Raw genomic sequence first — 19,912 nt, forward strand, 5'->3', positions numbered from 1 at the left:
GAGTGTGGCCCGTGACGGATCAGGGAGTGGACACCGACGGCACGGACGTGTCGGCACAGGAGGAGTGCCCGGCTGCCGAGTCCGTTCCCACGGGGGATCAGTTCCTGGGCCGTACAAGAGAGTTGAAGGAACTCCGGGTCGACATCGAGCGCGCGGGACTGGACACTCTGTCCGGGCGCAAGGCACCCCGCGCACGCGTGCTGCTCATCGCGGGCCGGCCCGGCTTCGGCCGTACGGCGCTCGCGGAGGAGCTCGTGCGGCAGGTCGCCGAGAGTTACCCCGACGGGGTCCTGCGCGCCCGGCTCACCGAGCCCGACGGCACACCGGTGCCCACCGAACGCAGCGCGCGGGCCCTGCTCACAGCGCTGGACGTCGCCACCCCGCCGGGCGCCGCCGAGGACGACCTCACCGAGGCGCTGCGCGGGGCCCTGGCCGACCGCCGCGCCCTGTTGCTGCTCGACGACGCGGCGACCGCCGAGCAGGTCGACGCCCTGCTGCCGGACACCCCGGACTGCCTGGTCGTCGCGGTCTCCGAGGGCCCGCTGACCGGCATCGCGGACGTCCGGCCCTGCACCCTGGGCGGCCTCGACACCAAGTCCGCCCTGGAACTGCTCGGGCGGCTCACCGGCTCGGTCCGCATCACCGTCGACCCGAGCGCCGCCGAGGGCCTGGTCGAGATCTGCGCCGGGCAGCCGGCCGCCCTCGTGCTCGCCGGGGGCTGGCTCGCCTCCCGGCCCAAGGCGGCCGTCGCCGACCTGGCCAAACACCTGCATACCGAGAGCGACGAGGGGACGCCGCTGGCCCGTGTCTTCCGGCTCGTCTACGGCTCGCTGCCCAGCGCAGCGGCCCGGATGCTGCGCCTGCTCTCCCTCGCCCCGGCCGGCATCGTCGACCCGCACTCGGCGTCCGCGCTGGCGGGCTCCACCCTGCACGCGGCCCGCACCACCCTGGAGGACTTCGCCAAGCTCGGCCTCCTGCGGCCGGTGGAGTCGCCGCTGCCCCAGTTCGAGGTCCCCGGCTGTCTGCTGCCGCTGCTGCGCGCCCTCGCCGAGAGCCAGGATCGCCCGGCGGAGCTTCAGCTGGCCCGCGCCCGGATGCTCGAGCGGACCGTACGGCTGCTGGTGTCCTGCCGCGCGATCACCGAGACGGACAACCCGCCGGCCCGCGAGAAGCTCTCCGGTCTGCCCCGCGACCTGCGTTTTCCCAGCCCACGGGCCGCCGCCGACTGGCTTCGCATCCGGCAGCCCGCGCTGCTCGCCGCGGCCCGCACGGCGGTGGCCGACGGTGAGCTGGACACGCTGGCCCGTCGCCTGATGGCCGCCCTCGTCCGGGCCATGGTCGCGCACGTCGGTACGCAGGCGGCCGCGCCCGAGCTGTACGGCATCCACCGGCTCGTCCTGGATGTCGCCGAGCGGCGCAGTCTGCCCCGGGAGCAGGCCGCGGCGCTGCTGAACCTCGCTGATCTCGACGCGCAGACGGGCCGTACGGCCGAGGCGCTCACCCGCTACCGGGCCGCGCTGGACGCCGGACGCGAGGCGAACGACCCGTATGCGACCGGCCGCGCGATGGAATCCGTAGGCGGCGCCCATCAGGAGCTGGGGGACTACGACCGGGCCGCGGACTGGTACGGCAGGGCGCTCGCCGAGCGCCTCGCGCGCGGCGAGCGGGTCGAAGCGGCCCGGCTGTACGGCCGGATCGCCGGCGCGCACACCTATGCGGGTCGCTACGGCGAGGCGCTGCGCAACTGGCGCTCGGCCGTCACCGGGCATCGGAGGAACGGCGATGTCGCGGCCCAGGCAAGGGCGTTGAGCGAGCTGGCGCGGGTCCAGGAGTACGCGGGCCGGCCCGAGGAGTCGCTGTACACGTGCCATGAGGCGGTCGACCTGGCCCGCCGCGCGGAAGACGTACGCCTGCAGGCCGCGCTGCAGCTCAGGCTCGCCGACACCCTGGACCGGCTCGGCGACCCGGTGGCGGCCCAGCTGCACCGCAGTGCTGCGGAGCGCATGCTGGGAGATGAGCTGCCGGAGACCACATCGGCCAAGGAACAAGGCGCTAACGCCTGCGAAATCCGTAGTACATCCACTGAAGATTGATGCATTGAAAGGCTAGACAGAGAGAATCCCTTCATTAGACTGGCTCCGCCGCGTCCTTTCGTGGTGTCTCCCGGTGTGCTCCCGTGCGTCGGGTATGTCATGCAATGCCTGGCTTGATCGCCCCGGCACGCATAGCCCCAGAACCCTCTGAGCCAAGGACCGTGATCGACGTGAAGGTCGGTATCCCCCGCGAGGTCAAGAACAACGAGTTCCGGGTGGCCATCACCCCCGCCGGCGTGCACGAACTGGTGCGCCACGGCCACCAGGTCGTCGTCGAGCGCAACGCCGGTGTCGGCTCCTCGATCACGGACGACGAGTACATCTCGGCCGGTGCCCAGATCCTGGAGACCGCCGACGAGATCTGGGCCGCCGCCGACCTGCTGCTGAAGGTCAAGGAGCCCATCGCGGAGGAGTACCACCGTCTCCGCAAGGACCAGACGCTCTTCACGTACCTGCACCTGGCCGCTTCCAAGGAGTGCACGGACGCGCTCCTGGAGTCCGGCACCACGGCGATCGCGTACGAGACGGTCGAGCTGCCCAGCCGCGCGCTGCCGCTGCTCGCCCCGATGTCCGAGGTCGCGGGCCGCCTCGCTCCGCAGGTCGGCGCCTACCACCTGATGCGCGCCAATGGCGGCCGCGGCGTGCTGCCGGGCGGTGTCCCGGGTGTGCTGGCGGCCAAGGCCGTCGTCATCGGCGGTGGCGTCTCCGGCTGGAACGCCGCGCAGATCGCCATCGGCATGGGCTTCCACGTGACCCTGCTCGACCGTGACATCAACAAGCTCAAGGAGGCGGACAAGATCTTCGGTACGAAGATCCAGACCGTCGTCTCCAACACCTTCGAGCTGGAGAAGGCCTGCCTCGAGGCCGACCTCGTCATCGGCGCGGTGCTGATCCCGGGCGCCAAGGCCCCGAAGCTGGTCACCAACGAGCTCGTGTCGCGGATGAAGCCGGGAAGTGTTCTTGTCGACATCGCGATCGATCAGGGCGGCTGCTTCGAGGACTCGCGTCCCACCACCCACGCCGAGCCGACCTTCCCGGTCCACAACTCGGTCTTCTACTGCGTCGCCAACATGCCCGGCGCGGTGCCCAACACCTCGACGTACGCGCTGACCAACGCCACGCTGCCGTACATCGTCGAGCTCGCCAACCGCGGCTGGGTCGAGGCGCTGCGCCGTGACCCCGCGCTGGCGAAGGGTCTCAACACGCATGACGGCAAGGTCGTTTACCGTGAGGTCGCCGAGTCGCACGGCCTTGAGCACGTCGAGCTCGAGACCCTGCTCGGTTAAGTCATCAGCTGGTAAAAGGCGATACGTCAACAGAGGTCGTCAACAGCGCGCACCCGGCCGGACCTTGCCCGACAAGGTCCGGCCGGATGTGTGTCGGGTCACTTTGCGACACTCGTTCAACTCGCCACGAACGTAACTCTTTAACCGATTCGCACACCTGGGAAACCTGCCGTGCGACGGCCTTACGCCCTTGACAGAGGGGTGTTCGGTTGCCGACACATCGGGTCGGGTCCGGCGGATTGTGTTGCTGCGGACCGGTGACACGCCATAGAGTCGCCAACCGTCGGCATGGTGCCACGCTGACCTATCTAGAAGTTTCCTGGTCACCAAGGAGGTAAGACGACTTGTGAATGAGTCGACATTTACTCCCGGGGGTGGTCAACCAGGAATGCCGGCGCGGGGCCAGGGCCCCACGGGGCTCGAGGCTGTCGGCTCCGTCGCTGTCCGAACCTTCGCAGCGCAAAAGAGTCCCCGGATGACTCAGACAGCACACCAGAGCATGGATGGCCATCACGTGAACGCCATGGCCGGCAACGGAAGTGGCGAGAACCACACCCACTTCGCCGACTACGACGAACTGCCCGAGGGGCACTTCTACGACCCCGACGCCGAGTACGAGCCCGATCCCGAGTACGCGGCCACACTCGCGCCCGACGCGGCCCGTCAGCGCCGTGAGCGCATCGGCCCGACCGGGCGCCCGCTGCCGTACTTCCCGATCCCCGGCCCGCTGACCGACCACGGCCCCGCGAAGATCATCGCGATGTGCAACCAGAAGGGCGGCGTGGGCAAGACGACGTCGACCATCAACCTGGGTGCCGCGCTCGCGGAGTACGGACGCCGGGTCCTGCTCGTCGACTTCGACCCGCAGGGCGCGCTCTCGGTCGGCCTCGGCGTCAACCCGATGGAGCTCGACCTCACCGTCTACAACCTGCTCATGGAGCGGGGCATGGCGGCCGACGAGGTGCTCCTGAAGACGGCGGTCCCGAACATGGACCTGCTGCCCAGCAACATCGACCTGTCCGCCGCCGAAGTGCAGTTGGTGTCCGAGGTCGCGCGCGAGTCCACGCTGCAGCGGGCGCTCAAGCCGCTGATGGCCGACTACGACTACATCGTGATCGACTGTCAGCCCTCGCTCGGCCTGCTCACCGTGAACGCCCTGACGGCGGCTCACAAGGTGATCGTGCCGCTCGAGTGCGAGTTCTTCGCGCTGCGCGGTGTCGCGCTGCTCACCGAGACCATCGAGAAGGTCCAGGAGCGGCTCAACCCCGAGCTGGAGCTCGACGGCATCCTCGCCACCATGTACGACTCCCGCACGGTGCACAGCCGTGAGGTGCTCGCACGCGTGGTGGAGGCCTTCGACGATCACGTCTACCACACGGTGATCGGCCGGACCGTTCGCTTCCCGGAGACCACCGTCGCCGGTGAGCCGATCACCACGTACGCCTCCAACTCCGTCGGTGCCGCCGCCTATCGCCAGCTCGCCAGGGAGGTGCTCGCCCGGTGTCACGCCGAGTGAGTCTGCCGGGGGCCGACGAACTGTTCCGTACCACCGGGGGAATGGCGCTCCAGGCGTCCTCGCCCTCGCGTCGTAACGGCGAGGCCCGGGTGCCGGCTCCAGCGGGCGAGAGCGACGCGGCCGCCGCCGCCGAGGACGCGCCGCAGTCGGTGCCCGTGCAGGGCGGCGACGGCGAGGGCGACGAGCATGTGGCGGCCGACGCCGACTCCGACGGGGGCGAGTCCCGCAGCCGGGGCGCGGCCCCCGAGCGGCGGCGTCAGCCCGCGCAGGAAGGTTCTGCCTCCGGGCAGCCCGCGCGCGGCAAGCGCGGGCGGGGCGCCAACCGCCGGCCCAGTGGACGGGAGCGGCACGACGAGAAGATCACGGTCTACGTGTCCGCCGAAGAGCTCATGGACCTGGAGCACGCCCGCCTGGTGCTCCGCGGTGAGCACGGGCTGGCGGTCGACCGGGGGCGGATCGTCCGTGAGGCGGTCGCCGTCGTCCTCGCCGATCTGGAATCGCGCGGGGACGCGAGCATCCTCGTACGACGGCTTCGCGGGCGGTAGCGGTAGCCTGCGACGGCTATGACCTCGAACGACCTGCCTTCCTCCGCCGCCGGCTCCGCCGGGCGGCGGCGTGCGCTGGGGCGGGGGCCGGGGGTGGGTCGCGCTCCGGTTCCCGCGCCGGTTCCCGCTGAGGAGCCGGTCGAATCGCCGGTGGAGGCGGAGCCCGGGCCCGAGGCTGCTGCGGTTGGTCCGGAGTCCGGCCTGTCTCTGGCGGAACCCGAGCTTGAGCCGTCGGCGCCTGAGCCCGCTGTGCCTGAGCCTCTTGCGGCGGAGCCTGAACTTGGGCCCGCTGTGCTTGAGCCCCTTGTGGCGGAGCCCGAGGCCGAGTTCCCCGGCGCGGAGCCGGAGCCTCCGGAATCCGAGCCCGAGGCCGAGTTCCCCGGCGCGGAGCCGGAGCCTCCCGAGCCCGAGCCCGACGACGGTGTCTTCAAGGTGCGGCTCTCGAACTTCGAGGGGCCCTTCGACCTGCTGCTCCAGCTGATCTCGAAGCACAAGCTCGACGTCACGGAAGTCGCCCTCTCCAAGGTCACCGACGAGTTCATGGCGCACATCCGGGCGATGGGGCCGGACTGGGATCTCGACCAGACGACCGAGTTCCTGGTCGTGGCGGCCACGCTGCTCGATCTCAAGGCCGCGCGGCTGCTGCCCGCCGCCGAGGTCGAGGACGAGGCGGATCTGGCGCTCCTCGAAGCACGGGACCTGCTCTTCGCGCGACTGCTCCAGTACCGCGCGTACAAGCAGATCGCGGAGATCTTCAACACGCGGCTGGAGGAAGAGGCCCGCCGCTACCCCCGTACCGTCGGGCTGGAGGCGCATCACGCCGAGCTGCTGCCCGAAGTCGTCATCAGCATCGGGGCCGAGGGCTTCGCCAAGCTCGCCGTGAAGGCGATGCAGCCCAAGCCCAAGCCGCAGGTCTACGTCGATCACATCCACGCGCCGCTGGTCAGCGTGCGGGAGCAGGCGGAGATCGTGGTGGCGCGGCTGCGGGAACGGGGCGAGGTCAGTTTCCGCGTCCTCGTCGAGGACACCGATGACACCCTCACGGTCGTGGCCCGGTTCCTGGCCCTTCTGGAGCTCTACCGGGAGAAGGCGGTGGCCCTGGACCAGGAGGAGGCGCTGGGCGAGCTGATGGTGCGCTGGACGGGCGGCGACAGCGACGAGCAGCCGACGGTGACGGACGAGTTCGACAGGCCGCCCGAGCCGGTCAAGGAGGAGAAGGCGTGAGCGAGGAGACCACCGAGACCCCGGCCGGGCCGGACACCGTCGCCGGACTCGATCTCCGGCCCGCCCTGGAAGCCGTCCTCATGGTCGTGGACGAGCCGGCCACCGAGGAACACCTCGCGAAGATTCTGGAGCGGCCGCGACGGCAGATCGCGGACGCGCTGCGGGAGCTGGCCGACGAGTACACCGTCCAGGGCCGCGGTTTCGAGCTGCGGCTCATCGCCGGCGGCTGGCGGTTCTACTCCCGGCCCGGGTACGCGGCGGCCGTGGAACGCTTCGTGCTCGACGGGCAGCAGGCCCGGCTCACCCAGGCGGCACTGGAGACCCTCGCGGTCGTCGCGTACCGCCAGCCGGTCAGCCGATCCAGGGTCTCGGCGGTGCGCGGAGTGAACTGTGACGGCGTGATGCGCACCCTCCTCCAGCGGGGTCTGGTCGAGGAGGCGGGCACGGAACCCGAAACAGGTGCGATCCTGTACACGACGACGAACTACTTCCTGGAGCGAATGGGCCTGCGCGGCCTGGACGAGCTCCCGGAGCTCGCGCCCTTCCTCCCCGAGGCGGACGCGATCGAGGCTGAGACGCTGGAAGGGGTCCCGTCGTTCGATCCGGACGCACCGGATGCAGATGCAGACGACACGACGACGACGGAACTTTGATGCGAAGCAGTGGCAGCGGCAGTGGCAGGAACAGCGGGCGCGGCAACCCCCGCGGGACCGGTGGGGGCGGTAACCCCCGCGGGTCCGGCGGGGGCGGTGCCTCTCGCGGGACCGGTGGGGGCAACCCCCGCGGGTCCGGTGGGGGCGGCTCCCAGCCGAGGAGCGGGGGAGCGCGTGACGACAGGCCGAAGCGCGCAGGCAAGCCCCGTCCCGAGGAGCGCCGCTACGACGTGGGTCCCGCCGCGTCCCACGAAGGCCCGAAGTCGGGGCGCGGCAACGCGGCCCGCGGCGGCGCCAAGGGCGGCCCCAAGCAGAGCCAGCAGCGCGGCGGCCGTACGGAGCCCGCACGCTCCCGCGAGTACGAGACGCGGGCCGAGGAGCGCAACCGCGACCGGTACGCGGGCAAGCCCGAGATCAAGACGCCCAAGACCCACCCCGGCGCCGAGCAGGAAGGCGAGCGCCTGCAGAAGGTGCTCGCGCGCGCGGGCTACGGCTCCCGGCGCGCCTGCGAGGAGCTGGTCGAGCAGGCCCGCGTCGAGGTGAACGGCGAGATCGTCCTCGAGCAGGGCATGCGCGTCGACCCGGAGAACGACGAGATCAAGGTCGACGGGCTGACCGTGGCCACGCAGTCGTACCAGTTCTTCTCGCTGAACAAGCCCGCCGGTGTCGTCTCGACCATGGAGGACACCGAGGGCCGTCAGTGCCTCGGTGACTACGTGACGAACCGCGAGACGCGGCTTTTCCACGTCGGCCGGCTCGACACCGAGACCGAGGGCGTCATCCTGCTCACCAACCACGGTGAGCTCGCGCACCGGCTGACTCACCCCAAGTACGGCGTGAAGAAGGTCTACCTCGCGCACATCGTGGGCCCGATCCCGCGCGACCTGGGCAAGCAGCTCAAGGACGGCATCCAGCTCGAGGACGGGTACGCGAAGGCGGACCACTTCCGTGTCGTCGAGCAGACCGGCAAGAACTACCTGGTCGAGGTGACCCTGCACGAGGGTCGCAAGCACATCGTGCGCCGCATGCTCGCGGAGGCCGGCTTCCCGGTCGACAAGCTGGTGCGCGTCTCCTTCGGCCCGATCACCCTGGGCGACCAGAAGTCGGGCTGGCTGCGCCGCCTGTCGAACACCGAGGTCGGGATGCTCATGCAGGAGGTCGACCTCTAGCCTCCGGCGTTCGCGCACTCCTTCGGTCGGTTCCGGGTTGTTCCCGGGACCGGCCGATTCGTTTTCACCGCCCCGCCGGATCCGTACGGCCTTGGGCCGAGCGCCTGCGCCCGGCAGGATCGCCGTGCGTACGTGCCTGACGGCCCTGGAGGGCGGAGGGGGCCCCGGGCTGCCCGCTGAGCCCCGTAGGCCGGGAGAAGCGCCTGGGGGAGCCGCTGGGAACCCCTGCCCTCCCTGGGTGCCCAGGGAATTACGCCGGCCTGTCCACGCCCAGGGGGTTGCGGCAGCCAACCCGCGCTCTTTATAGTCGTACTGACTATTAAAGGGGGGCGGGTGCGTGCGCGGAAGCGACGAGGGCCGGGCACCCGGGGGCAGTGCGCCCGAGGGGTACGACAAGCACGCGTTCGAGCCCTTCGCGGTCACCGTCGACCTGGCCGTGCTCACGGTGCGCGCCGGCGCGCTCCAGGTGCTGCTCGTCGAGCGGGGGCACGAGCCGTACGCGGGCCGTTGGGCGCTGCCCGGCGGATTCGTCCTGCCGGACGAGTCCGCGGAGGCGGCCGCCCGGCGCGAACTCGCCGAGGAGACCGGCCTGTCGGACCTCTCCGGGCTCCATCTGGAGCAGCTGCGCACCTACAGCGAACCCGGCCGCGACCCGAGGATGCGGGTCGTCTCCGTCGCCTTCGCCGCCCTGCTCCCCGACGCTCCCGAGCCGCGCGGCGGCGGTGACGCGGCGCAGGCCCGGTGGCTGCGGTACGACGCGCTCGACCCGCTCGCCTTCGACCACGACCGGATCCTCGCCGACGCCCACGAACGCGTCGGCGCCAAGCTCGAATACACCTGTCTCGCCACGTCCTTCTGCCCGCCGGAGTTCACGCTCGGCGAGTTGCAGCAGGTCTACGAGACCGTGTGGGGCACCGCCCTCGACCGGCCCAACTTCCGGCGCAAGGTCCTGGCCACGCCGGGCTTCGTCGCGCCGGTCCCGGGTGCCGCGCGGCTGACCGGCGGCCGCGGGAAGCCGGCCGCGCTGTACCGCGCGGGTGACGCCACCGCCCTGCATCCACCCCTGCTGCGCCCCGCCCCGGAAGGACGGCCCTCATGACCACCACGACCCTCGCGAAACGTGCCGCCACCGGATCCCTGATCGGGCTCGCCCTCGGTGACGCGCTCGGTTTCCCGACCGAGTTCAACGACGTGCCGTCGATCCTCGCCAAGTGCGGGCCCTGGCGGCAGATGGAGCTGCCCAGGCCCGCGATCGTCACGGACGACACGCAGATGACCCTTGCGGTGGGGCACGGACTGCGTACGGCGATGGACCGGGGGCTGCTCGGGCCGAAGCGGCTGGAGCGGCCGCTGCGCGAGGAGTTCGTGGACTGGTACCAGTCGCCGGACAACAACCGCGCGCCCGGCCGGACCTGCCTGGTCGCCTGCGATCTGCTCAAGGCCGAGGGCCGCCCCTGGCAGGAGGCCAGCCAGATCCACTCCAAGGGCTGCGGGGCCAACATGCGGGTCGCGCCCCTCGGCCTCGTCCAGGGGCTGAGCGACGAACAGCGCGCGGGCGCCGCGCAGTTGCAGGCCGCGCTCACCCACGGCCACCCCACGGCGCTCGCCGCGTCCGACCTCACGGCGCACGCGATACGGCTGCTCGCGCAGGGCGCCGAGCCGACCGGGCTGATCGGACTCCTCCGCTCGTACGCGTACGAGAACCGCGGCCGCTACCACTCCCGCTGGCTCGGCGACCTGTGGACCCGCAGCGACGCCCCGACGCCGGAGCACTTCATCGCGCGCGGCTGGGACGAGTGCCTGGCCGTCCTGGACCGGCTCCGGGAAGCCGTGCGCACCGTCTCGCCGGAGACCGACCCGTGCCTGGCCACCGGCGAGGGCTGGATCGCCGAAGAGGCGCTCGCCACCGGCCTGTTGTGCTTCCTGCTCTTCGTCGACGAACCCGTCACCGCGCTGCGCCGGGCCGCCTGCACGTCCGGCGACTCCGACTCCATCGCCTGTCTGGCGGGCGCCTTCGCGGGCGCCCACCACGGCTCGGACGCCTGGCCGACGGAGTGGGCCGACCGCATCGAGTACCAGAGCGACCTCGTCTCCCTCGGCGCCCTCTGGGACGCTTGAGCCATGATCACCGCCCTGGACATCGATCTGACGCCCGTGGTGGCCGAGCAGCCCGACCCCGTGCTGTTCGCCACCGTCTCCGGCGCGCACCTGTACGGATTCCCGTCCCGTGATTCGGACGTCGACCTGCGGGGCGTTCATCTGCTGCCCGCGGCCGACCTGGTCGGACTGCGCGAACCGGAGGAGACCCGGTCGCGGATGTGGGACCGGGACGGCGTCGAGATGGACCTGGTCACCCACGACGTGCGCAAGTTCGTACGGCTGATGCTGCGGCGCAACGGCTACGTCCTTGAGCAGCTCCTCTCGCCGCTCGTCGTGCACACGAGCGAGGAGCACGCGGAACTGGTCGCGCTGGCCCCCGGCGTCCTCACCGGCCATCACGCCCACCATTACCGGGGATTCGCGACGACGCAGTGGCGTCTTTTCGAGAAGACCGGTGAACTCAAGCCGCTGCTCTACACGTTCCGGGTGCTGCTCACCGGTATCCATCTGATGCGCAGCGGTGAGGTGCAGGCGCATCTGCCCACGCTCATCGGACAGGTCGACGCTCCGGCGTATCTGCCGGACCTGATCGCCGCCAAGGCGGAGCGGGAACACGGCGCGGCGGTCGTCCCGCACGCGCGCGTGCGGGACGACGTGGAGCGGCTGCACGCCGTGCTGGACGAGGCGCAGGAGGGCTCAGTGCTGCCCACGCGCCGGCGGTGTACGACGCTCTGCACGAGTTCGTCGTCCGGGTCCGTCTGCAGGGCTGACGTGCGGCGGGTGCGGACCAGGAAGTCCTCGACGCGCGCGTGGTCCGGCTCGGGCGGCAGCGGACTGCTGGCCGAGGCCGCGTCCGCCTCCTCCGCCAGCCGGCTCATCCACGCCTCGACCTCCGGCCAGGAGACCTCGCCCCGCTTCACCGCGAGCAGCGGTTCGCGCTGTTCGCCGACGTCGATCGTCAGGACGCCGGTGCGCAGGAGGTCCCGGGAGCTCATCAGCAGGCGCAGCAGGTGCATGGCGTGCTTCCAGCGGGGAGCACCGTACTGGCGCACATCGGCGTCGAGCTTCTTGCGCTGGCCCAGGGCATAGCGTGTGAACGTCTCGTGGGCCTGTCGTGAGAGGAACGCCTCCCGGAGCGCGACCAGTTCGTGGCCCGTGGCGTCGATGTGCTCGACGAGGGGGGAGTGGAGGCACTCCAGGACGTTCGGGTTGGCCCGCAGGGCAAGGGTGAGGAAACGCTCCAGCTCCCAGCCGAACTGCTCCTCGGCCGGGCCCTCGACGTGGGCCGGGGGCTTGTCGAAGCGCCAGAACAGGGGAGTCGGGGCGAGGAACACGCCCCGACGGTCCGTGTCACTGCCGTCCGTGGCCAGGCCGAAGGCACGGGAACCCATCACACAGGCGTAGATCGTGTGGTCGCGTACCAGGGCCTCGGGATCCATGCCCCGGAGCGTACGCGCCGCCTCACGCCTGGCGAATCGAGTTTCCCTCCACCGTGATCTTCTCCGCGGGCAGCGGACGGGTGGCCGGTCCGTGGGCCACCGAGGCGTCCGCGATGCGGTACTTGCTGCCGTGGCACGGACAGTTGATGGTGCCGTCCGACACGCTGCCCACCGTGCAGCCCGCGTGCGTGCAGACCGCGGAGAAGGCCTTGAACTCGCCCTTGCCGGGCTGGGTGACGACGATCTTCTGGTCCTTGAAGATCTTGCCGCCGCCGACCGGGATGTCGGTCGTCCTGGCGAGCTCCTCGCCGCCGGCCGAGGCCCCCGCCTTCGACGACCCGGGGGAGGACGCCTCCTGGGAGCTGCCGCTGTCGTTGTTGTCGTCGTAGTTGCTGCATCCCGTGAGCAGGGCGGCCGCGCCCGTCGCGAGAACCGTGCGTCGCGCCGAGGGGTACGTCATGTCGTCACTCCGAACGTGCGGAAGAACCAGAGAGCCGACGTCAGCCAGATGACCGTGAGGACGGTGAACACGATTCCTCCGACGATCGGCAGCAGCCAGCCGGGCAGTCGCTCCGAGCGGAGCAGGAGCATTTTGGCACTGAATGCCCCAAAGAAGAAGCAACCCAGAAGCGAGTGCCACAGCACGCGCGGCTCGTACGTCTGATAGCCGAAGGCGTAGAGACAGTGCACGGCCACCGGCACCGCCACCAGGAAGGCGACCCGTCCCGACCAGCGGTGCAGCACCCCCGACCAGCTCGGCCCCGGGAGCCTGCCGTAGACCATGAACGCCGATACCAGCTGGACGACGGCGAAGCCGAACGCCGTTGTCGCCAGCCAGGTCTTCACCGCGCCCGAGCTGCTGAAGCCGGCGAGGTTGAAGGCGGTGCCGGCCGGGTCGTGCACCTTCCCGTACACACCGAGGCCGACCGCGACCGCCGCGGCGACCAGGGCCGGGACGAGATAGCGGGCCGCACTCGGGCGGCGGTGGGCCGGCTGGGGAGAGGGGAAACCCTGGGTGGCGGCGTTCGGGTCCACGGTCATGAACGGCTCCCTGCGGAAGAGGCGGTCAGGGGGTGACGGGCCGGGCGGTGAGCCGCTTGCCGTCGATCGTCACGGCGCCGGTCTCCGGGTCGATCCGGGGCGCGGCCGAGGCCTTGCCGTCGCGGGTGAGGAGGCCGACCTGCCTGCCGCCCGGCAGCACGATCCAGCCGCCGTCGAGCTTCGCGCCGCGCACGGTCGCCGTCGCCCGGTACAGCCCGGACGGCTTGATCGCCTTGTCCGCCGTGAACCCGTAGTGCCCGCCGTCGATGTCGACGCTGCCGCGGATCCGCCGGCCTTCCTCGAGCGTGCCGTTGAGCTTCGCGCCGTGCTTGCCGCTGAGCTTCATGCTGCCGTCGTCCTTGACGTCGCCCTTCAGCCACGACTCCTTGTCGTGGCCGTCGCAGAAGTACGCGATCGCCTTGCCGTCGCGCAGGGAGACCGCGACCGCGGAGGAGTCGTCGTCGGTGCGGCCCGCATAGTCGGCGTTGGGCGGGGCGCTCTTCGACGGAGTCGGCGTCGGCGAGGGAGAAGGGGACGCGGTGGAGGGTGACGGGGTCGCGCTCGGCGTCGGCTCGCTCTCGTACGACGAACCCTTCGTCCCCGTCGTCGCGTTGAGCGACAGCATGAACAGGCCGAGCAGCAGGCCGGCAAGAAGGGTGAACAGGGGTCCGGCGCGCCTCATGTGTTTCTCCCCCGAATCGGGCCTTCCGCCGCGGGACTTGGGCCACGAGCCGTGGGTCACGAAGCGTGTGCCGCGAGCTTCCTGCCATGACAGCGGACCCGCGCCCCCGCGTCCAGAGGCACACGGGTGCGTTCTCACTACAAGTGGCGGAATAGGGCGATTCGAGTGACATTGGCAAGGTCTGAGGCCGGGCGGTGACCGATCCCCGGCCCGTCTCGAAAGGCGTGACCATGGCGGGTAACGATCTCGGCAGTCTGCTCGGCGGCCTCCTCGGCGGAGGCGGCCAGGGCGGGGCCTCCGGCGGCGGCAACGTCCTGGGTGCGCTGCTCCAGTCCCTGGGCGGTGGCGGCACCGTCGGCAACGGCAGCAACCCGCTGGGCGGCCTCCTGGACATGCTGGCCAAGTCCGGACTGGCCGACCAGGCGCAGTCGTGGGTCGGTACCGGCGAGAACAAGCCCGTGACCGGCGAGCAGGTCCAGCAGGCGCTGCCCGACGGCACGCTCCAGAAGGTCGCCGACCAGGCCGGCGTCACGCCCGAGCAGGCCGCGGACCATCTCGCGCAGTCCCTGCCCCAGGCGGTCGACAAGCTCACCCCCGAGGGGCGGATCCCCACCGGGTCCCTGGCGGACCTCGTCAAGGAGCAGCAGCTCTGAGCCGTGCCCGGTGCGCGGCGGCCGTCTCGTCAGGCGGGCGCCGCGCACCGGCGCATTGCGGCCTGACTACGCTGGTGTGACAAGACGTGTACGCAGATCAGCGAGGAGCATCACCGTGGCGGTACGAGCGGTCCGGGGCGCCGTCCAACTGGAACGGGACGAGGCCGGGCACATGGACGAGCAGGTCAGCGAGCTGCTGACCGCCGTCCTTGAGCGCAACGGTCTCACCACGGACGACCTGATCAGCATCTGGTTCACCGCGACGCCCGATCTGCACAGCGACTTCCCGGCGGCCGCGGCCCGCAAGCTCGGCATCGTCGACGTACCGCTGATCTGCGCGCAGGAGCTGGACATCGAGGGCGCGATGCCCCGGGTCGTCCGGGTCCTCGCGCACATCGAGTCCGACAAGCCCCGGGCCGACATCGCGCATGTCTACCTGGGCGCCGCGGGCGCACTGCGCAAGGACATCGCCCAGTGAGAAGCGCACTCGTCATCGGGACCGGGCTGATCGGCACGTCGGCGGCGCTGGCGCTGAGCGGACGCGGCGTCGTCGTGCACCTCACCGACCACGACCCCGAACAGGCCCGTACGGCGGCCGCGCTGGGCGCCGGCACGGAGGAGGCGCCCGAGGGGCCCGTCGATCTCGCCATCGTGGCCGCCCCGCCCGCGCACGTGGCGGCCACGCTCGCCGACGCGATGCGCCGCGGGGTGGCGCGCGGCTATCTGGACGTGGCCAGCGTCAAGGGCGGTCCGCGCCGCGAGCTGGAGGCGCTGGGGCTCGACCTCTCCTCGTACATCGGTTCGCACCCCATGTCGGGCCGTGAGAAGTCCGGCCCGCTGGCCGCCACCGGTGATCTCTTCGAGGGGCGCCCCTGGGTCCTGACGCCCGCCCGGGACACGGACACCGAGGTGCTGAACCTCGCCCTGGAGCTGGTGTCCCACTGCCGTGCCGTGCCGGTCGTCATGGACGCGGACGCCCACGACCGGGCCGTCGCCCTCGTCTCCCACATGCCGCATCTGGTGTCCAGCATGGTCGCCGCGCGACTGGAGAACGCGGAGGAGGCGGCGGTACGGCTCTGCGGGCAGGGCATCCGTGACGTGACCCGGATCGCGGCCTCCGACCCCCGGATGTGGATCGACATCCTGTCCGCGAACCCGGGCCCGGTGGCCGACCTCCTCGCGGACGTCTCCGCCGACCTCGACGAGACCGTTCAGGCCCTGCGGGCGCTGCAGTCCTCGGACGAGTCCAAGCGGCGTGAGGGTGCCACCGGCGTCGAGGACGTCCTGCGCCGCGGCAACGCGGGCCAGGTCCGCGTCCCCGGCAAGCACGGCTCCGCTCCGCGTGCCTACGAGGTCGTGGCCGTCCTCATCGACGACCAGCCGGGCCAGCTCGCCCGGATCTTCGCGGACGCCGGGATGGCCGGGGTGAACATCGAGGACGTGCGGATCGAGCACGCCACCGGGCAGCAGGCCGGTCTGGTGCAGCTGATGGTGGAGCCGAAGGCGGCGCCGGTGCTGGGCGCTGCGTTGCGGGAGCGGGGCTGGGCGTTGCGGCAGTAGCCCCGCCGGGGGCGGGTCCGCGATGCCCTTGCCTGCGGCGGCCTGTGGTGGCCCCTGCGGGGCCCGCGTGTGGGTCTGCGGCCCGGGTGCGGCCCCCGCGGTGCGGCCCGCGGCGGTGCAGCCTGAGGCCCGTGGTGCGGCCTGCGGTGGCGGCCTGGGGCCCGTGGCGCGGCCTGCGGTGGCGGCCTGGGGCCCGTGGTGGCGGCCTGCGGCGGTGCCGCTGAGGCTTGCGGTGGTGCCGCTGAGGGGTGGATCGCCCCCTCCGCCGCTGCCCTTCCCGTTCCGGGCTCCGCCCCGGACCCCGCCGGGGGCTCTGCCCCCTGGACCCCCGCTCCTCAAACGCCGGAGGGGCTGATTTCCTGCGCTGGGATTTACCGGTACTGGGCGGCTCGACGCACCCAGTAACCTTGTGCGGGGCGCGCTCGTGTCCCGTACAGACCTCCACCTCGCACCAGGAAGGTGTCCTCACCGTGGAAAACGGCGCCGCCCGGACCGCCCCGGCAGTGATTGTCGCCATCGACGGCCCCTCCGGCACGGGCAAGTCGAGCACGTCGAAGGCCGTGGCCGCGCAGCTGGGGCTCAGCTACCTGGACACCGGTGCGCAGTACCGGGCGATCACCTGGTGGATGGTGAGCAACGGGATCGACATCACGGACCCCTCGGCGATCGCCGCCGTGGCGGGGAAGCCGGAGATCATCTCCGGCACCGACCCGTCCGCGCCGGCCATCACTGTCGACGGGACCGATGTCGCGGGCCCGATCCGCACCCAGGAGGTCACCTCCAAGGTGAGCGCGGTCAGCGCGGTGCCCGAGGTCCGGGCCCTGATCACCGAGCTCCAGCGCTCGATCGCCGCGTCCGCGGAGGGGGGCATCGTGGTGGAGGGCCGTGACATCGGTACGACCGTGCTGCCCGACGCCGACCTGAAGGTCTTCCTCACCGCCTCCCCCGAGGCGCGGGCCGCCCGCCGCAGCGGTGAGCTGAAGGGCGCGGACATCAACGCCACCCGCGAGGCCCTGATCAAGCGGGACGCGGCGGACTCCAGCCGCAAGACCTCCCCGCTCGCCAAGGCGGACGACGCGGTCGAGGTGGACACCTCCGACCTCACGCTCCAGCAGGTCATCGAGTGCGTCGTCACCCTCGTCGAGGAGAAGCGGGCCGCGAAGTGAGCGAAGCTCCCTCCGTGCAGGCACCGTCCGTCCGGGGTGCCGACGTCGGCCGCCGCATCGGCGTCGGCCTGATGTACGGCTTCTGGAAGCCGCGCGTCCTGGGCGCCTGGAAGGTCCCCGCGACCGGCCCGGTGATCTTCGCCGTCAACCACTCGCACAACATCGACGGCCCGATGGTCATGGGCGTGGCGCCCCGGCCGACGCACTTCCTGATCAAGAAGGAAGCATTCATCGGTCCGCTCGACCCCTTCCTGCTCGCCATCGGGCAGCTGAAGGTGGACCGTGACACCACCGACCGCACCGCCATCACCCGGGCCCTCGGGGTCCTGCAGAACGGCGGGGCCCTCGGCATCTTCCCGGAGGGCACCCGGGGCGAGGGCGACTTCGCCTCGCTGCGCGCGGGGCTCGCGTACTTCGCCGTCCGCGGTGGCGCCCCGATCGTCCCGGTGGCGGTGCTGGGAAGCTCCGGGAAGAGCAGTCGGTTGATAAAGGGGCTGCCTCCGCTGCGCAGCCGGGTCGACGTCGTCTTCGGCGACCCGTTCGAGGCGGGCGACGGCAGTGGACGACGTACGCGCAAGGCGCTGGACGAGGCGACCGTGCGCATCCAGAAGCAGCTCACGGCGCACCTGGAGAACGCCAGGCGGCTGACCGGACACCGGGAAAACGCCGGGCGCCCCGCCGAGCAGTAGGCGACACTTGAGTAGTGGATCACCCGATATGCGGATGGTCCACCGATCACCACGATGAACGACGAGGTACGGACTTCATGAACGACCACATCCAGCCCGACGGCTCGGCTGAGCACGAGCACGGGGCACTTGGCGATGCCGAGTACGCGGAGTTCATGGAGCTCGCCGCGGAAGAAGGCTTCGACATCGAGGACGTCGAGGGCGCGATCGGGGAGGCGGGCCACGGTCCGCTGCCCGTCCTCGCCGTCGTCGGCCGGCCCAATGTCGGCAAGTCGACCCTGGTGAACCGCATCATCGGCCGCCGCGAGGCCGTCGTGGAGGACAAGCCGGGCGTCACCCGCGACCGCGTCACCTACGAGGCCGAGTGGGCGGGCCGCCGCTTCAAGCTCGTCGACACCGGCGGCTGGGAGCAGGACGTCCTCGGCATCGACGCCTCCGTCGCCGCCCAGGCCGAGTACGCGATCGAGGCCGCCGACGCGGTGGTCTTCGTCGTCGACGCCAAGGTGGGCGCGACCGACACCGACGAGGCGGTCGTACGACTGCTGCGCAAGGCCGGCAAGCCGGTCGTGCTGTGCGCCAACAAGGTCGACGGACTGAGCGGCGAGGCCGACGCCTCGTATCTCTGGGCCCTTGGCCTCGGTGAGCCGCACCCCGTCTCCGCGCTGCACGGCCGCGGCACCGGCGACATGCTGGACGCCGTCCTGGAGGCCCTGCCCGAGGCCCCGGCGCAGACCTTCGGCACCGCGGTGGGCGGCCCCCGCCGCATCGCCCTCATCGGCCGCCCGAACGTGGGCAAGTCCTCGCTGCTGAACAGGGTGGCCAACGAGGACCGCGTGGTCGTCAACGAGGTCGCGGGCACCACCCGTGACCCGGTCGACGAGCTGATCGAACTCGGCGGTGTCACCTGGAAGTTCGTCGACACGGCGGGCATCCGCAAGCGCGTCCACCTCCAGCAGGGCGCCGACTACTACGCCTCGCTGCGCACAGCCGCCGCCGTCGAGAAGGCAGAGGTCGCCGTCATCCTGATCGACGCGTCCGAGAGCATCTCCGTCCAGGACCAGCGCATCGTCACGATGGCCGTCGACGCCGGCCGTGCGATCGTCCTCGCCTTCAACAAGTGGGACAGCCTCGACGAGGAGCGCCGCTACTACCTGGAGCGCGAGATCGAGACCGAGCTCCTCCAGGTCGCCTGGGCGCCCCGGGTGAACGTGTCGGCTCGTACCGGCCGGCACATGGAGAAGCTCGTCCCGGCGATCGAGGCTGCTCTGGACGGCTGGGAGACCCGCGTCCCGACCGGCAGGCTGAACGCCTTCCTCGGTGAGCTGGTCGCCGCCCACCCGCACCCGGTCCGCGGCGGCAAGCAGCCCCGCATCCTCTTCGGTACGCAGGCGGGCACCAAGCCGCCGCGGTTCGTGCTCTTCGCCTCCGGCTTCATCGAGCACGGCTACCGCCGCTTCATCGAGCGCCGGCTGCGCGAGCAGTTCGGTTTCGAGGGGACGCCGATCCACATCTCCGTGCGGGTGCGCGAGAAGCGCGGCAAGAAGAAGTAACGGGACACGGGAAAGGGGCGGCTTCGCGCGAAGCCGCCCCTTTCCCGTGTCTCAGATCCCGCGGCGGGGCGCCGGCGGCAGCGCGGCCGGGATGTGGTGCATACCGGTGCTGTGCTGCCGGCTGCCCGTCTGCCAGATGGCGGTGGTCGTCGCGGTGTGCCCGTGCTGCGTACCGCCGTTGCGCGCCGAGGACGCCCCCGCGCTGTACGAGCTGTACCCGCCGTACGACGAGCCGTACCCGTGGGAGCCGTGCGGCAGGCTGCCGAAGGGTGCGAAGTCCCCTTCGTCCTCCCCGCGCCGGTCGCCGGGCAGCGCCCTGAAGGATCTGACCCACTCGGCATAGAGCGCGTCGTAGATCGGCGTGGCGGAGGGGCCGCCCGGGGGGTCCTGGGCCGGTCGCGCGGACGGGATCGACTGGAAGGGCTGGCGGCGGGGGGCGTCGTAGGTGTGCACGTATGTGCCAACGACCCCGCTGCCCAACGGATGCGGTCCGGGCCGCGGATTTCGCAGGTCAGCAGGAGTGTGCTCGGCGCATGAGCGCATGAG

Annotated in this window: 19 protein-coding genes and 2 pseudogenes; 16 read left to right on the forward strand and 5 right to left on the reverse strand. The window is 71.3% G+C overall.

Annotation, left to right across the window (positions count from 1 at the left end; translation table 11 throughout):
- Positions 1-11: 11 nt before the first annotated feature.
- The 10 genes and pseudogenes from ACFVYF_RS30370 (at position 12) to ACFVYF_RS30415 (ending at position 11,356) form a co-directional block, all read left to right on the forward strand.
- The gene (locus tag ACFVYF_RS30370; RefSeq protein ID WP_389460472.1) at positions 12-2,093 is read left to right on the forward strand and encodes a tetratricopeptide repeat protein; all 2,082 of its coding nucleotides are present in this window, start codon (positions 12-14) and stop codon (positions 2,091-2,093) included.
- A gap of 161 nt (positions 2,094-2,254) precedes the next feature.
- Positions 2,255-3,379, forward strand: coding sequence for an alanine dehydrogenase (gene ald / locus ACFVYF_RS30375; protein WP_389460474.1), 1,125 nt, complete (start codon positions 2,255-2,257; stop codon positions 3,377-3,379).
- A gap of 388 nt (positions 3,380-3,767) precedes the next feature.
- A complete protein-coding gene (locus tag ACFVYF_RS30380; protein WP_389460476.1) occupies positions 3,768-4,895 on the forward strand; it encodes a ParA family protein in 1,128 nt (375 codons plus the stop codon).
- On the forward strand, positions 4,880-5,440 hold the full coding sequence (locus tag ACFVYF_RS30385; protein ID WP_389460478.1) for a hypothetical protein: 561 nt from the start codon (positions 4,880-4,882) through the stop codon (positions 5,438-5,440). Before ACFVYF_RS30380 ends, ACFVYF_RS30385 begins: the two co-directional genes overlap by 16 nt.
- Before the next feature lie 18 nt (positions 5,441-5,458).
- The gene (locus tag ACFVYF_RS30390) at positions 5,459-6,664 is read left to right on the forward strand and encodes a segregation/condensation protein A (protein ID WP_389460479.1); all 1,206 of its coding nucleotides are present in this window, start codon (positions 5,459-5,461) and stop codon (positions 6,662-6,664) included.
- Entirely contained in the window at positions 6,661-7,317 is a 657-nt protein-coding gene (gene scpB / locus ACFVYF_RS30395) for an SMC-Scp complex subunit ScpB (protein ID WP_389460481.1), read from the forward strand. The genes ACFVYF_RS30390 and scpB overlap by 4 nt, the downstream gene beginning before the upstream one ends.
- Positions 7,317-8,486, forward strand: coding sequence for a pseudouridine synthase (locus tag ACFVYF_RS30400; protein ID WP_389460482.1), 1,170 nt, complete (start codon positions 7,317-7,319; stop codon positions 8,484-8,486). The genes scpB and ACFVYF_RS30400 overlap by 1 nt, the downstream gene beginning before the upstream one ends.
- Before the next feature lie 337 nt (positions 8,487-8,823).
- Positions 8,824-9,585, forward strand: a complete 762-nt coding sequence (locus tag ACFVYF_RS30405) for an NUDIX domain-containing protein (RefSeq protein WP_389460484.1) — start codon at positions 8,824-8,826, stop codon at positions 9,583-9,585.
- Positions 9,582-10,604, forward strand: a complete 1,023-nt coding sequence (locus tag ACFVYF_RS30410) for an ADP-ribosylglycohydrolase family protein (RefSeq protein WP_389460486.1) — start codon at positions 9,582-9,584, stop codon at positions 10,602-10,604. The genes ACFVYF_RS30405 and ACFVYF_RS30410 overlap by 4 nt, the downstream gene beginning before the upstream one ends.
- Positions 10,605-10,607: 3 nt before the next feature.
- Positions 10,608-11,356, forward strand: a pseudogene (locus ACFVYF_RS30415) (DNA polymerase beta superfamily protein).
- On the opposite strand, the pseudogene ACFVYF_RS30420 reads toward ACFVYF_RS30415, so the two are convergent.
- From ACFVYF_RS30420 to ACFVYF_RS30435, 4 genes and pseudogenes are all read right to left on the reverse strand, one after another.
- Positions 11,309-12,025: pseudogene (locus ACFVYF_RS30420) on the reverse strand (DNA polymerase beta superfamily protein); the annotation flags it as partial. The pseudogenes ACFVYF_RS30415 and ACFVYF_RS30420 sit on opposite strands and share 48 nt — an antisense overlap.
- 22 nt (positions 12,026-12,047) lie before the next feature.
- Positions 12,048-12,485, reverse strand: a complete 438-nt coding sequence (locus tag ACFVYF_RS30425; protein ID WP_389460488.1) for a Rieske (2Fe-2S) protein — start codon at positions 12,483-12,485, stop codon at positions 12,048-12,050.
- Positions 12,482-13,066 (reverse strand): DUF6529 family protein, encoded by a 585-nt coding sequence (locus ACFVYF_RS30430; protein ID WP_389460490.1) that lies wholly within the window; start codon positions 13,064-13,066, stop codon positions 12,482-12,484. Before ACFVYF_RS30430 ends, ACFVYF_RS30425 begins: the two co-directional genes overlap by 4 nt.
- A gap of 25 nt (positions 13,067-13,091) precedes the next feature.
- A complete protein-coding gene (locus ACFVYF_RS30435) occupies positions 13,092-13,748 on the reverse strand; it encodes a hypothetical protein (RefSeq protein ID WP_389460491.1) in 657 nt (218 codons plus the stop codon).
- 194 nt (positions 13,749-13,942) lie between these two features.
- On the opposite strand from ACFVYF_RS30435, the gene ACFVYF_RS30440 reads away from it, so the two are divergent.
- The 6 genes from ACFVYF_RS30440 (at position 13,943) to der (ending at position 19,366) form a co-directional block, all read left to right on the forward strand.
- Entirely contained in the window at positions 13,943-14,401 is a 459-nt protein-coding gene (locus ACFVYF_RS30440; RefSeq protein WP_389460493.1) for a YidB family protein, read from the forward strand.
- Positions 14,402-14,516: 115 nt separating this feature from the next.
- The gene (aroH, locus tag ACFVYF_RS30445; RefSeq protein WP_054234458.1) at positions 14,517-14,879 is read left to right on the forward strand and encodes a chorismate mutase; all 363 of its coding nucleotides are present in this window, start codon (positions 14,517-14,519) and stop codon (positions 14,877-14,879) included.
- Positions 14,876-15,961: a prephenate dehydrogenase gene (locus ACFVYF_RS30450; RefSeq protein WP_389460495.1), complete on the forward strand. Its 1,086-nt coding sequence runs from the start codon at positions 14,876-14,878 to the stop codon at positions 15,959-15,961. The genes aroH and ACFVYF_RS30450 overlap by 4 nt, the downstream gene beginning before the upstream one ends.
- Positions 15,962-16,431: 470 nt before the next feature.
- On the forward strand, positions 16,432-17,127 hold the full coding sequence (cmk, locus tag ACFVYF_RS30455) for a (d)CMP kinase (protein ID WP_389460497.1): 696 nt from the start codon (positions 16,432-16,434) through the stop codon (positions 17,125-17,127).
- The gene (locus tag ACFVYF_RS30460) at positions 17,085-17,816 is read left to right on the forward strand and encodes a lysophospholipid acyltransferase family protein (RefSeq protein ID WP_389460498.1); all 732 of its coding nucleotides are present in this window, start codon (positions 17,085-17,087) and stop codon (positions 17,814-17,816) included. Before cmk ends, ACFVYF_RS30460 begins: the two co-directional genes overlap by 43 nt.
- A gap of 77 nt (positions 17,817-17,893) precedes the next feature.
- Positions 17,894-19,366 carry a ribosome biogenesis GTPase Der gene (der, locus tag ACFVYF_RS30465; protein ID WP_389460500.1) on the forward strand — a complete coding sequence of 491 codons (1,473 nt, stop codon included), beginning with the start codon at positions 17,894-17,896 and terminating at the stop codon, positions 19,364-19,366.
- Between the two features lie 51 nt (positions 19,367-19,417).
- Here der and ACFVYF_RS30470 read toward each other — a convergent pair whose 3' ends face one another.
- Complete coding sequence (locus ACFVYF_RS30470) at positions 19,418-19,819, reverse strand: hypothetical protein (protein WP_389460502.1); 402 nt, start codon at positions 19,817-19,819, stop codon at positions 19,418-19,420.
- Positions 19,820-19,912 lie beyond the last annotated feature (93 nt).

Source organism: Streptomyces sp. NPDC058274 (genome assembly GCF_042881375.1).
Lineage (GTDB): Bacteria > Actinomycetota > Actinomycetes > Streptomycetales > Streptomycetaceae > Streptomyces.

Bases quoted from the DNA above. Each gene is read 5' to 3' on its own strand.
- ACFVYF_RS30380 (WP_389460476.1), top strand. From the start codon at position 3,768: ATGCCGGCGCGGGGCCAGGGCCCCACGGGGCTCGAGGCTGTCGGCTCC.
- ACFVYF_RS30390 (WP_389460479.1), top strand. From the start codon at position 5,459: ATGACCTCGAACGACCTGCCTTCCTCCGCCGCCGGCTCCGCCGGGCGG.
- ACFVYF_RS30400 (WP_389460482.1), top strand. From the start codon at position 7,317: ATGCGAAGCAGTGGCAGCGGCAGTGGCAGGAACAGCGGGCGCGGCAAC.
- ACFVYF_RS30410 (WP_389460486.1), top strand. From the start codon at position 9,582: ATGACCACCACGACCCTCGCGAAACGTGCCGCCACCGGATCCCTGATC.
- ACFVYF_RS30425 (WP_389460488.1), bottom strand. From the start codon at position 12,485: ATGACGTACCCCTCGGCGCGACGCACGGTTCTCGCGACGGGCGCGGCC.
- ACFVYF_RS30430 (WP_389460490.1), bottom strand. From the start codon at position 13,066: ATGACCGTGGACCCGAACGCCGCCACCCAGGGTTTCCCCTCTCCCCAG.
- ACFVYF_RS30435 (WP_389460491.1), bottom strand. From the start codon at position 13,748: ATGAGGCGCGCCGGACCCCTGTTCACCCTTCTTGCCGGCCTGCTGCTC.
- der (WP_389460500.1), top strand. From the start codon at position 17,894: ATGAACGACCACATCCAGCCCGACGGCTCGGCTGAGCACGAGCACGGG.